General features: G+C 20.7%; 10 protein-coding genes and 1 tRNA gene. 5 read left to right on the top strand and 6 right to left on the bottom strand.

Annotation, left to right across the window (positions count from 1 at the left end):
* Window positions 1–28: 28 nt before the first annotated feature.
* Entirely contained in the window at window positions 29–652 is a 624-nt protein-coding gene (locus tag BUCISPPS3390_RS01540; protein ID WP_154060893.1) for an ATP-dependent Clp protease proteolytic subunit, read from the bottom strand.
* A gap of 460 nt (window positions 653–1,112) precedes the next feature.
* Window positions 1,113–1,424 (bottom strand): BolA family protein, encoded by a 312-nt coding sequence (locus BUCISPPS3390_RS01535; protein WP_154060892.1) that lies wholly within the window; start codon window positions 1,422–1,424, stop codon window positions 1,113–1,115.
* Window positions 1,425–1,877: 453 nt separating this feature from the next.
* Between BUCISPPS3390_RS01535 and cyoA the strand changes: the two genes are divergently transcribed.
* The 4 genes from cyoA to BUCISPPS3390_RS01515 all read left to right on the top strand — a co-directional run bounded on the left by cyoA (window position 1,878) and on the right by BUCISPPS3390_RS01515 (window position 6,672).
* Window positions 1,878–2,762, top strand: a complete 885-nt coding sequence (gene cyoA / locus BUCISPPS3390_RS01530) for a ubiquinol oxidase subunit II (protein ID WP_154060891.1) — start codon at window positions 1,878–1,880, stop codon at window positions 2,760–2,762.
* Between the two features lie 58 nt (window positions 2,763–2,820).
* Window positions 2,821–4,752 carry a cytochrome o ubiquinol oxidase subunit I gene (gene cyoB, locus BUCISPPS3390_RS01525; RefSeq protein ID WP_154060890.1) on the top strand — a complete coding sequence of 644 codons (1,932 nt, stop codon included), beginning with the start codon at window positions 2,821–2,823 and terminating at the stop codon, window positions 4,750–4,752.
* A gap of 81 nt (window positions 4,753–4,833) precedes the next feature.
* A complete protein-coding gene (locus BUCISPPS3390_RS01520) occupies window positions 4,834–5,418 on the top strand; it encodes a cytochrome c oxidase subunit 3 (protein WP_154060889.1) in 585 nt (194 codons plus the stop codon).
* A gap of 333 nt (window positions 5,419–5,751) precedes the next feature.
* Entirely contained in the window at window positions 5,752–6,672 is a 921-nt protein-coding gene (locus BUCISPPS3390_RS01515) for a protoheme IX farnesyltransferase (RefSeq protein ID WP_154060888.1), read from the top strand.
* Window positions 6,673–6,683: 11 nt separating this feature from the next.
* Here the strand turns inward: BUCISPPS3390_RS01515 and BUCISPPS3390_RS01510 are convergent, their stop codons facing one another.
* Window positions 6,684–6,950, bottom strand: coding sequence for a TusE/DsrC/DsvC family sulfur relay protein (locus BUCISPPS3390_RS01510; protein WP_154060887.1), 267 nt, complete (start codon window positions 6,948–6,950; stop codon window positions 6,684–6,686).
* A 273-nt stretch (window positions 6,951–7,223) separates the two neighbouring features.
* Entirely contained in the window at window positions 7,224–7,649 is a 426-nt protein-coding gene (nusB, locus tag BUCISPPS3390_RS01505) for a transcription antitermination factor NusB (RefSeq protein ID WP_154060886.1), read from the bottom strand.
* A gap of 195 nt (window positions 7,650–7,844) precedes the next feature.
* Here nusB and BUCISPPS3390_RS01500 point away from each other — a divergent pair.
* Window positions 7,845–7,921 (top strand) — tRNA-Met (locus tag BUCISPPS3390_RS01500).
* Window positions 7,922–7,927: 6 nt separating this feature from the next.
* On the opposite strand, the gene recD is transcribed toward BUCISPPS3390_RS01500, so the two are convergent.
* Together recD and recB are read right to left on the bottom strand one after the other, a co-directional pair.
* Window positions 7,928–9,754: an exodeoxyribonuclease V subunit alpha gene (gene recD / locus BUCISPPS3390_RS01495; RefSeq protein WP_154060885.1), complete on the bottom strand. Its 1,827-nt coding sequence runs from the start codon at window positions 9,752–9,754 to the stop codon at window positions 7,928–7,930.
* Entirely contained in the window at window positions 9,738–13,238 is a 3,501-nt protein-coding gene (recB, locus tag BUCISPPS3390_RS01490; protein ID WP_154060884.1) for an exodeoxyribonuclease V subunit beta, read from the bottom strand. The genes recD and recB overlap by 17 nt, the downstream gene beginning before the upstream one ends.
* Window positions 13,239–13,263: the final 25 nt, after the last annotated feature.

The raw sequence follows: 13,263 nt of genomic DNA, 5'->3' as shown, positions 1-13,263 counted from the left end.
TCAGTGATTATATGATTTTATATAAATTTTATTTTTTATTTTTTAAAATTAAGTCAATAAGACCATATTTAATTGCTTCTTTTGGAGAAAAAAAATAATCACGTTCTATATCTTGTGTTATCTTTTCAATAGATTGTTGTGTATGATAAGATAATAAATAATTTATTGTTTTTTTTATTTTTTTTATTTCTCGAGCATGAATTATAATGTCTGATGCTTGTCCTTGAAATCCACCAAGAGGTTGGTGTAACATAATTCTAGCGTTTGGTAAACAAAATCTTTTTCCTTTTTTTCCTGCACATAATAATATAGCTGCCATAGAACAAGCCTGTCCCAAACAAATTGTATTGATGTCTGGTTTAACAAATTGCATAGTATCATAAATAGATAAACCGGATGTAATTATTCCTCCAGGAGAGTTAATGTACAAAAAAATATCCTTTTTTTTATCTTCTGCTTCCAAAAATAATATTTGAGATATAATAATGCTAGCTAAGTTATCATTTATAGTTCCAGTTATGAAAATAATTCTATCTTTTAATAATCGTGAAAAAATATCATACGAACGTTCTCCTTGATAACTTTTATCAATTACAAAAGGTATTAAAGACATATTATGATATTTTTGTTTATTTTTGTCATTAAATTTCATATGTAATCCTTATTTTAAACAATGGTTATATTTTTATATAAATATTTTTGTTGATTTATTTCTATAAAACTAGATGTATGAATTTATGTAAATAATTAATTATTTTTTTATGTATGAATAGTTATTTGTCATTTTTTAAAAAAATAATAAAATATCTTTTATATTATTAAACAATAACTAAACATTTATAAATTTATATTTTTTATGTATGTATACATACATGGTATGTAATGTTTTATAATTTTCTTAAAATATATTGCAATATTTTTAACTAAAGAATTATTATAAAAATACAATAAAATATTTATATATATTTATAATAATAATTATACTTATAATATATTTTTATTATTTTTATAATTTAAATTGTTAATAATTAATTAAATACAATATGATATGATTTTTTCTTAAATTTTTTCTATATTATTTTATATATATTGATTTAATAAGTTAAATTTAATTAACCTTTTTTTTTCTGATATATGCATGGCGTTAATAAAAATACTGGATTTTTTATTTTTTCCCATTGATATGTTGTATAGGTGTGTAATTGTATTGCATAAATTTTTTGTGGAATATATTTAAAAAGAATTTTATATACAATGCTATGCTGACTGTATAAAGATAACTTATTAAATTCGTAAGCAGATACTACAATAAAAAAATGTTTTAGATTTTTTTTTTGATTTTTATGTATATTACTAACATTACTTACTTTTAAATAAAGAATATTTAATGTAGATTTTATTTTTTTCTTAATGATTTTTTTCATGATGATCTAGTTTTATTAGATTACTATGTTATAGTAAAATTATAATTATGGTTATAATAATTAAAATTTCTTAATATTTATTGAGTATACTGTTTTAGTATTTATTGGTTTTCAAATGATTAAATTATTAATGTATAGATATAATTATTTATAAATTTTAAAAATTTTCATTTTAAAAATAAGTTTGTTTTTTGTATTTTTGTATCAGTATGTTTATACTTTTAGTTTTTAACGTTAATGATAGTATTTTATATGGATAAATATATTATTATTTTTAATATACAATATAATTGTAATAGCTGTCAATTTAGAATTATTAAACTTTATTATTATTGTATACTCTAATTGAAGTATTAAACGTTTTTTACAATATATATTATTTTTTTGTTTATTTGCTTTTTATTTTTTATAACGTCAATGAATAAATATATTGTATTATATAGGTTTAAATTTATGAAAATATTTAATAAATATAATATGTTTAAAATTTTAACCATATTTTTTGTTAGTTTTTTATCTTTACTGTTATTTTTTTTAAGTAAAAATATACATGTTCATGCTTATGGATATATTTTAAGAAATGAACTACAGTTAGCATTATTAGTTTTTAGAGTTATGTTAGTTATTGTGGTTCCTGTTATTTTTTTAACTATAATAATTGTATTTTACTATCGTAAATCTAATATTTTTTCAGATTATTTGCCGGATTGGTCTCATTCGTATTTACTAGAAACAGTATGTTGGATTATTCCAATCATTATAATATTTTTTTTAGCTAATTTATCTTGGTTAACTACACATAAATTAGATCCTAGTAAATCTTTGAAGGTAAATTTTAATAAACCTATTGTCATTGAAGTAATTTCTTTGAATTGGCGTTGGTTGTTTATTTATCCTCATTATAAAGTAGCTACTTTTAATGAAATATCTTTTCCTAAAAATGTTCCAATACACTTTAAAATTACTTCACAATCTATTATGAATTCTTTTTTTATTCCTGATTTAGGTAGTCAAATTTATACTATGGCAGGAATGCAAACAGATTTATACTTAATAGCTAATAAAAGTGGTGTATATAAAGGAATTTCTTCTAATTATAGTGGTTCTGGTTTTTCTAATATGAAATTTAAAGTTTTTGTGCAAGACAATATTCAGGACTTTAATACATGGATTCAAAAAATACAATCACATCATCACGTATTATTTTCTAAAAAACAATTTTTATATTTATCACGTGACAATATAAAAAATTGTATACAATATTTTTCATATGTGGATCCTTTTATGTTTTATAAAATAAAAAATATGTTTAACCGATTAAACAATAGTAATTTTTAAATTTTTTAATAAAAAATAATTAATGTAATATATATTTTATATTTGAAGGTAAATAATAATGTTTGGAAAATTAACTATTCATTCTATACCTATTCATGAACCAATTATTATGATTACATGTATGGCGATTATTTTTGTTTCAGTGTTTATATGTGCGTATATTACATACTTAAAAAAGTGGAATTATTTATGGAATCAATGGTTTACTTCAGTTGATCATAAAAAGATTGCTGTGATGTATTTTGTACTAGCTTTTATTATGTTTTTTAGAGGGTTTTCGGATGCAATAATGATGCGATTGCAGCAATTTTTTTCTTCTTTACCGAATCATATTAGTATTTTACCTTCTAATCATTATGATCAAATATTCACAGCTCATGGTGTAATTATGATTTTTTTTGTTGCTATGCCATTAGTTATTGGATTAATGAATTTTGTTGTTCCTTTACAAATTGGAGCTCGAGACTTAGCTTTTCCTTTTTTAAATAATTTGAGTTTTTGGTTAACAGCTAGTTCAGTTATTTTGATGATGTTATCTTTAGGAATAGGTGAATTTGCTAAGACTGGTTGGTTAGGTTATCCTCCCTTATCGGGAATTCAATATAGTCCAGGAGTAGGTGTTGATTATTGGATTTGGATTTTACAGATTTCAGGTTTTGGTACTATTTTAACTGCGATTAATTTTATAGTAACTATTATTAATTTTCGTGCTCCTGGAATGACAATGTTTAAATTACCAGTTTTTACTTGGACTGCTTTATGTACTAATATTCTTATATTAATATCTTTTCCTGTTTTATTTATTACATTAACATTTTTATCATTAGATCGATATGCTGGTTTTCATTTTTTTACTAATGATATGGGTGGAAATATGATGATGTATGTTAATTTAATATGGATATGGGGACATCCAGAAGTTTACATATTGATATTACCAATATTTGGTATTTTTTCAGAAATTGTGTCTACATTTTCTGAAAAATCTTTGTTTGGTTATATTTCTTTAATATGGGCTACTATTGTTATTACTGTTTTATCTTTTTTAGTATGGTTGCATCATTTTTTTACTATGGGTTCAGGAGCTGACGTAAATTCTTTTTTTAGTATCACTACCATGATCATTGCTGTTCCTACTGGCGTAAAAATATTTAACTGGTTATTTACCATGTATCGTGGTCGAATTCGATTTCATTCTTCTATGCTATGGACAATAGGATTTTTGATTAGTTTTACTATTGGTGGCATGGCGGGAGTGTTATTGTCAATACCTTCAATAGACTTTGTTCTTCATAATAGCTTATTTTTAGTAGCTCATTTTCACAATGTTATTATAGGGGGTGTTGTTTTTGGTTGTTTTGCTGGTATAACTTATTGGTTTCCTAAAATTTTTGGTTTTAAGTTAAATGAATACTGGGGAAAAATTTCTTTTGTTTTTTGGATTACTGGTTTTTTTGTAGCATTTATTCCTTTGTATATATTAGGATGTATGGGTATGACTCGTCGATTAAGTCAAAATATTGATACTGAGTATCATTTTTTATTAACAATTGCAACTATGGGTGCATTTATAATCTTATTGGGCATTTTTTTCCAAGTAATTCAATTAATTGTATCTATTAAAAATCGACATTCTCATAAATATAAAGATATTAGTGGAGATCCTTGGAATGGAAGAACATTAGAATGGTCTATTCCTTCTCCTCCTCCAGTATATAATTTTTCTAATATACCTGTTGTTAAAAAAATAGATAACTTTTGGTATGAAAAACATGAAAAAAAAATTTTCATCAAAAAAGGTATTTCTGACTCTATTCATATGCCGAATAACACCTATATGGGTATAGTTATTAGTATGTTTACTACAATATTAGGTTTTTCCATGGTATGGCATATTTGGTGGTTAGTATATTGTTCGTTGTTTGGTATTATTTTTAGTGTTTTTTTTATATCCTTCAAAATAGATAAAGGATATATTATTTCTAAATAATATTTTTTTAAAATAGAAGAACGATTTTTAATAAGTGAAACTTATACAGAATAGAAAATGAACTTTATATAAGGATTATAAGTGAACAAAAAAAAAAGAAATATTTCATATTTTTCATTAGAAAATAAAAATATTTTTGGTATGTGGATTTATTTAATGAGTGATTGTATTATTTTTTCTGTATTATTTGTTGTACATATTATAATGTCGAGACACGGGTATAATAATTTTTTGAAAGAAAATCATTTGTTTTCCAGACCAGTAATTTTTTTAGAAACGTTTATTTTGTTATGTAGTTCTTTTTTTTGCAGTTTAATTAAATATTTTTTAAAAAAAAATTCAAAAAAATATGTTGTAATTTCTTTATTGTGTACTCTAATTTTAGGAGGTATTTTTTTAGCATTGGAATTTTTAGAATTTTTACAGATTCTAGAGAAAGGATTTTATCCTATTTCTAATGGTTATCTTTCTTCTTTTTTTGTTATTTTAGGAACACACAGTTTACATATTATATTAGGATTATTATGGATATTAGTTTTAATTGGTCAGATTTTTGTTTTTGATTTTTCTTTTTTTGTAAATACTTCAGTGATTTGTTTTTGTTTATTTTGGCATTTTTTAGATATTATATGGACAATATTGATTGCATGTGTATATTTAAGATAATAAATAAAAAATATTGAATATTAATGAGGTATTGATGATGTTTGTAAAAATAAAAGATAAATTTATAAAAATTATGATGTTTTTTATTAAAAAAAAAATTTTTATTGGTTTTTTCTTGTCTTCTTTTTTTATTTTTTCGTATTTTTTTGTACTGAATAATTTTTTTTATTTTTGTTATTATTACGTATATTTTTGTTTTTTATTAATCAGCATGCAAATTTTTTTTTATTTTAAATATTTTTTAGGTATGCGTTTTTCAAAAAAAAATATTTTTATTATATTGTCTTTAGTATTTATAAGCACAATTATTAGTATTATTACTATAGGGTCTTTATGGATTTTCGATCATTTACATCACTAATATTAAAATTTTTTTTTTCTATGAAAATATATAAGATAATACAAATATTTGAATTAATAAAACCAGGTATTGTTTTAGGTAATATAATTAGTTTGTCTGGTGGTTTTTTTTTAGCTTCTCGCGGTAAATTATTAAAAATATTATTTTTAAAAATAATACTAGGAATTATTTGTATAATTTCTTCATCTTGTATTTTTAATAACATTATTGATAGACACTTAGATAAAAAAATGAATCGTACTAAAAACAGGATTTTGTGTATTTATAATAATTTTAAATTGTTAGTTTTTTCATTCGTATTAGCTGTTTTTTTATGTTTTTTTGGTTTATATATTTTTTTGAAATATGTAAGTTTTTTGTGTACGATAATATCGATGGTAGGAATATTTTTTTATGTAATTCTTTACTCTTTATGGTTAAAAAAAAAATCATGTTATTCTATATTTATAGGTAGTGTATCTGGTTCTTTACCACCAATTATAGGTTATGTAGCTGTAAGTAATAAGATTGACGGATGCTGTGTAATTTTATTTTTTATTTTTGCTTTTTGGCAAATAGCTCATGCTTATTCTATTTTATTGTATCGACATAAAGATTATCAAGATGCAAATATTCCTACTATTCCAACGATATATGGTTTTAAATATACAAAAAAATGTATATCTATTTGTATTATGAGTATTTTCTTATTAAATTTGTTATTGTATTATTTTAATTATGTGCATATTTTTAGTTGTTTTTATGTAAATATATGTGTTTTTTTTTGGTTTTTGTTTTCCATAATACATGAAAATTATTTTATTTCTTATAAAAAATGGTCTCGAATTATGTTTTTTTTGTCTATTTTTGTGATTTTTTTTACTAGTATTGTTTTATCTTTAAATTTTTTTTAATAAATATATTTTTAAAAACAGTTACTGTTAGGCGGCAATCCAGAAATTTGACTAGCATATTTCATGAATCCTTTAGGAAAAAGGATAAATAAATCTTGACTAGTCAAGAATATGTTTTTTTTTTTCATATATGTTAACAACATTCTAGTAGAAGGTGTAATATTGTATTTTTTATAAAAATCTCGCATACAAAAAATAATATTCCAGTGATTTTTATTTAAATTAATTTTAAGTTTATCTGCAATAGATTGTGCAAATTTTTTATTCCATTTTTTCATGTTTTTTATTTTTATACAATAAATAAAGTATTTAATTTAATTGATATACATTTAGTATTGATATAAATGATACCATAAGAATTTTTTTATTGATATTAATCAAGAAATAATTTTTATATTATAAATAATTATTTATTTTAATCTTTTTTTTTAAATATTTTTTTATAAAATTGATAGTTAATTTTTATAGTATAAATAAAATTTATATAATTAGTAATTTGCAATATTATATACATAATTTTAAATTTTTGATTTTTTTTATGTTTTATATTTTTAGATAGTTTTAATTTTGTTTTTTTCATACATAATTTTATCTAAAACACCATTAATAAATTTATGACTTTTATTTGATCCAAATATTTTTGCTAATTCTATTCCTTCATTGATAATTACTTTGTATGGAATATCTATACGTTGCATAATTTCATGAGTAGATAATCTTAATATTGATTGTTCAACTGGATTTATCCTGAAGTTTGTTTGAGATATATGTAATTTAATAATATTATCTAAATAGTGAACACTGTTAATAACTCCGAAAACTACTTGATTAAAGTATATTACATCTAATGAATACTTTTTATTTTGATGAACAACGTATCTTGTAATTTCTGATATAACAATATTTTTAGAAATTTGCCATGCATAAATTGTTTGAACAGCCATTTCTCTTGCTTTTCTTCTTTTTAAAGGTTTCATATAGAATTTCTCTGTATTTTTTAAATATTTTTATTATTTGACAAGCATTATAAATATAAAAACTAATAATATTATATTTTAAAATATTATTAGTTTTAAATAGATATTATTAATTTAAAAATTTTATTTTAACTGAAATATTTTTATAAAAAGGTTGTACATAATTCTTATTATGTTATAATATTAAAAATTGATAGCGGGATGGAGCAGTCAGGTAGCTCGTCGGGCTCATAACCCGAAGGTCGTTGGTTCAAATCCAATTCCCGCAACCATAATTTTTAATTATAAAATTTTTTACTTAATCCAGAATATCTTTTTTTTTTTTTTTTTATCATAAATTTTATTATTTCTTTATTAGAGTATATAGTAATTTTTTTTTTTGCTCGGGTAATGGCAGTATAGAATAATTCTTTAGATAGTATTGAATATGAATTATTAGGAATAATAACTTGAACGGAAGAGTACTCTGATCCTTGAGATTTGTGGATAGTTATACACCATGCAGAATCATAATCAAATAAAATGTATGGATCAACCATATGAATCTTTTGGTTTGGAAGAATAAAACATACTTTAATTTTATTTTTTATGACTAAACAAATTCCAATATCTCCATTCATTAATTTTAAAGAAGTATTGTTTTTTTTGATTAATAATGGTTTTCCGTGATAAAAAAAATTTTTTTTTCTTGGATTTTTTTTTTTTTTGTAAAAAAAACATTGGTCTAAGTATTTATTTATTTTTTTTGTTCCATATATTCCTTTTTTTACTGCACATAGAACTTGATATTTATTAAATTTTTGAATTATTTTTTTAGGATTAGATTTTTTTTTTAGAAATTGTATATATTTTTCATAATATTTTTTTATTTTTTTCAACATATCGAGATATTCAGATTGTGTGTGTAATGATTTACATATAATATCTGGATATTTTTCTTTATAAAAATTTGATATATTAAAGTATTTTTTTTTTTCTAATAAATTAATAAGATTGTTTAATCCTGAATTTTTAATAAATCTATATTTCTTTTTTAAAATAGAAATATACTGTTTTTTCTTTTTTTGATTATTTATAGTATCTAATTTTTTAAATTGTGTATTTTTATAATATCTTTGATATTCTACGTTACATATTTCTTTTAAAACCGATCCGTTTTCTATAGGAGGTAATTGATTAACATCTCCGACAAATATTATTTTTGTTTTTTTTTTTATATTAGTGACAATGATATCCATCATATTTAAATCTATCATAGAACATTCATCTATAATTAATACGTCTATTTTTTTATATGTTTTAATGTGAAGATTTTTACATTGATTATTTTTTTTTTGAATATTAAATAAACTATGAAGAGTGACTCCGATTTTAGGATATGACATTTTTTCATCTTTGTTCATTTTTTTTTTATTTAAAATACAATATATTGATTGAGTTAATTTAGCAGCAGCTTTTCCTGTTGATGCTGATAATTGAATATTAATTTTTTTTTTAGTTTTTTTAATTAAAACTAAGACTAAATATGCTAATATACTAGTTTTTCCTGTTCCTGGTCCCCCAATAATGAAACATATCTTATTTAATAACGCTTTTTGAATAGCCATTGATTGATTGTAATCAACGTTTTTTGAACAATATTTTTTTATTATTTTTTTATATTTTTTTAGATTTTTGGTATTAAATTTTAAACTTTGATGGTAAATAAATTCAATTATTTTTGTTTCAGAATACCAATATTTATATATATACAAACGTTTTCTTTCTAAAACTAAAGGGGTTTTGTGTACTCCATTACTACATACATTACTATTGATAACAACATCAAACCAGTTTTTGTTACCCTCACTAACTAGTTGAAATAATTTAAAAAATAAATCATTTTTTTTAGAAAATAATTTTTTTTTTTTAAATACTTTTATTGGTATGCATGTATGTCCTGAATATAGTGATTGACTTAAAAACAACATCACTAATATTACCTCTGGAACAATTTTCGAGAAATTTTTATTAAAACAAAAATAAAAGTTTATACAAAGAATTTTGTTATTAATTTTTGCGTTGTTAATTATTCTAAAAAATTTTTTTTTATTTTGAGGTATCATATAATTTTCCGTATAATAAATTATCCAAGTTATGTATTAATAAATAATCAGGTTTAATAAAATAAACTCTAGAATCATTTTTTTCATCAAATGCTCTTACAAATAAATAAAAAATTCCTCCAAAATGTATTTTATAATCGTAGTCTTTAATTTTTAATTTTAAATAACGATGCATAGCTAAACTATATAATTGATATTGTATATCATAACGATATTTAATTATTTCATTTTGAAAATTTTTTTGGGTATAATAAGTATAATTAGGTCCTAACCAATTGGATTTATAATCAATAATATAGTATTTTTTTTTCCATAAAAAAATTAAATCTATGACTCCAGTGAGCACACCAGAAACATTTTCAAAATTGATATTTGTGCATTTTTTTGATAATGGGTCAAAATTATTAATAATAGAGTTGAATTTTTTTATATTGATAGTTTTTTCTATTGGTACAGTGAATTTTACTTCTTTTTGATATTCTGTATTTTTCAACTGATTTAAAATTAAGCAGTTTTTGTGTAATGGTTTTGATATAAAATTACATATCCAAGTATATAATTTATTTATCCATTTTTCAGATAATGATAAATAATTTAATTGATTAAGAATTTTTTTTGTTTTTGTTGTGTTTTTGAAATTTATTTTTTTAAAAACTTTATGCAAGTATAATCCATATTCTTTTCCTCTAGGAAACTGATGAATGTTGTTTTTACAAAATATATATTGATTTTTTTTTAGTGTAGATTTTTTTTTTTGAAAAATTGATAGAATATATTTTTTTTTGTAAAACAAATTTTTTTTTACAATTTTAGAAAAACTAATTTTATTCCAGGGATTTATTGTATTTTTTAGCACATTTAAGTACACTGGATCATTTCTTTGTATAATTTTTTTTTTATAAATCGTTTCTTTTATTTTGCATGTATATTTTATTTGAAAAATTTCAGGATTTTGTAGTTTGTATAATTCTTCTTTTAGTTTCAATAGACTACTTTTTTTTCCTTTTTGTATCAAAAATCCTAAACTACTTTTATGAAAATTTGTGTAGTTTTTATAACTTGTTTTTTTTTTTTTTCTTTTAGAAATTACTGCTAAACCAATATTACAGTGTACTATACTTCTAGTTATAGCTACATATAATAAACGTAAATCTTCAGATAAAATATGCTTGGAAGATATAGAATTACTTTTTTTTATCTGTAATTTACTAAAAAAAGGAATCCATATTATAGGATATTCTAATCCTTTTGATTTGTGTATTGTAATTATCTTAATGGATTTTGCATATTCTATGCTATTTACTGTTTCAGTATAGATAACATTACTATTATCAATATCTTTTTGTAAAATTTTTTTTTTCAACCATGTGATTAATAAAAATTTATTTGTTATACTTTGGTTTTTTTTTTCTAGAATTTTACATATAGTAGTAATATTTTGTATATTAATGTTGTTTTTTTGTGTTAAGGTATTTCTTTTTAATAAATTGAAATCAACTATTATTTTGGCGATCATTTGTGAAATGTTAATAGTATTCCATATTGTATAATATTTTTTTAATTTTTTTAGTAAATAAAAATATGTATGTATTTGATTATTAATTAACTGAATATTATTTATACTAATATTAAATATTTTTGTCATTAACAGTTTTTTAAATTTTAATTTATTAGATAAATCAATTATTGCATCCATAATTAACATTAATTCTTGTGCTTCTGTAGTATGAAAAATATTTTTTTTACGGGAAGTATAAATGGAATTGATGTTTTTTTTGTGTAGTTCCTGTTTAATTAAACTAGCTTCATATTTATTTTTTACTAAAATAGCTATATCTTTAGGTTGAATACAACGTTTTTTTTGATTTCTTAATTTAAGAATTGATTTTTTATTTAATTTATCTGATAACCAGTTATAGATAGAATTTGCGCATTCTTTTGAAATCCACGAATAATATTCATCAGTGTTCATTTCAACATCATATTTAACAATAAGATTAAATGCTGATTGTTTTATTTTATTAATTGAAAAGTAAATTTTTTTGTTTTTTGAATATGATGATGATTTATTAAAATTAATATTTTTCCATATAAATGGCGCTTGTATACGAGAGAATAAATTATTAATTCCAGTTACCATATTTTTTGATGAACGAAAATTTTTTTCTAAAATGAAACATTTGTTTATTTTTTTTTTGATTTTTAAATATAAAAATATATTTGCTCCACGAAAACTGTATATAGATTGTTTAGGATCTCCAAATAAAATAAGTGATTTATTATGCACATTATTATATAATTCATAAAATATATTAAATTGGATATTATCTATATCTTGACATTCATCAATTATAGTGACTGTATTTTTTTTAATGATGTTTTTTTTTATTGTAGATGATTTTAATTTTATTTGTTTTAACATAATTTTATTTAAGTCATCAAATTCTAATCCCTTTTTTTTTTTTTTTTTTTTTTGAATTATTTGAGGTATTTTTTTTAAAGCCATAAAAATAAAGTATTTAAAAAATAAATTATAACTTGTAAAAATTTTTTTTATTTTTTTAAACAAGATATATTGAGAATTTTTTTTTATTAATTGGTTTGATAATATTTTACAAAATTGAATATTTTTTAATATTTTTGGAATTATACAATTATTTGTGATTTTTACAGACCAATGATCTATTTGATAAAACCATTTTTTGAGTTTTTCATGTTTACTTTTTGTTTTATTTATATTGGTATGTATTATTGATTTTTGTATTTCATGTTTATTTTTTTTCCAGAATTTTTTAGTTTTATTAATTTTTTTTATGATGTTATCATATTGTTTTTTTAAATTAGTTTTTTTTGAAAAACTATAGTGAACTTTTGTTTTTTTTTGATTCAGTAAAATATTGATGTATTTAAACAATTTTTTTGGAGTAGGCCATTTTTTTATGATAAGGTAAGTAATATGTTCATTTATTTCGTATACATTATTTCTCCAAAAATCTTTCGTAGCTTCTAATTTTATTTTTTCTATATTTTTTAAAATTTTAATAGGTATTACTTGATTACATAAAAATTTTTGCTCATACAGTGTATTTAAAAAAAAACCATGTAATGTATATATCATGATGGAATTAATGTTTTTTTTTGCAAATTGTAATAATTTAGTAGTTTTTTTTATGTCCTTGATATCTTTAACAATATCAATTAATTCACTTTTTTTACTATCAGTATTGATACAATCAGCATGTAATTGACAAACTTTTTTGTATAATCTTTTTTTTAAATCATTTTTTGATGCTTCTGTGAATGTAACTACTAATATTTCATATATAGATAACGGTCTTTTGTATGTATTTTTTATGCCAAGATTTAAAAGTAAACGTAGATACAAAGTAACAATAGAAAATGTTTTTCCAGTTCCTGCAGATGCTTCTATTAAAGTAATACCATGATCAGGTATTTTTTTCATGTCTAAAGAAATATATTTCATATTGTATCTTTCTAGTTAATAGATT

This window comes from Buchnera aphidicola (Cinara cf. splendens/pseudotsugae 3390), assembly GCF_900698845.1.
GTDB classification, from domain to species: domain Bacteria; phylum Pseudomonadota; class Gammaproteobacteria; order Enterobacterales; family Enterobacteriaceae; genus Buchnera_F; species Buchnera_F aphidicola_AM.
Note: the sequence above shows the minus strand (reverse complement) of the source record. Positions and strands in the feature narration are given on the sequence as shown.

What these genes read in the sequence shown, in the direction of transcription:
- BUCISPPS3390_RS01540 (WP_154060893.1), bottom strand. Translation starts at nt 652, where the DNA reads ATGAAATTTAATGACAAAAATAAACAAAAATATCATAATATGTCTTTA.
- BUCISPPS3390_RS01535 (WP_154060892.1), bottom strand. Translation starts at nt 1,424, where the DNA reads ATGAAAAAAATCATTAAGAAAAAAATAAAATCTACATTAAATATTCTT.
- cyoA (WP_154060891.1), top strand. Translation starts at nt 1,878, where the DNA reads ATGAAAATATTTAATAAATATAATATGTTTAAAATTTTAACCATATTT.
- cyoB (WP_154060890.1), top strand. Translation starts at nt 2,821, where the DNA reads ATGTTTGGAAAATTAACTATTCATTCTATACCTATTCATGAACCAATT.
- BUCISPPS3390_RS01515 (WP_154060888.1), top strand. Translation starts at nt 5,752, where the DNA reads ATGGATTTTCGATCATTTACATCACTAATATTAAAATTTTTTTTTTCT.
- BUCISPPS3390_RS01510 (WP_154060887.1), bottom strand. Translation starts at nt 6,950, where the DNA reads ATGAAAAAATGGAATAAAAAATTTGCACAATCTATTGCAGATAAACTT.
- nusB (WP_154060886.1), bottom strand. Translation starts at nt 7,649, where the DNA reads ATGAAACCTTTAAAAAGAAGAAAAGCAAGAGAAATGGCTGTTCAAACA.
- recD (WP_154060885.1), bottom strand. Translation starts at nt 9,754, where the DNA reads ATGATACCTCAAAATAAAAAAAAATTTTTTAGAATAATTAACAACGCA.
- recB (WP_154060884.1), bottom strand. Translation starts at nt 13,238, where the DNA reads ATGAAATATATTTCTTTAGACATGAAAAAAATACCTGATCATGGTATT.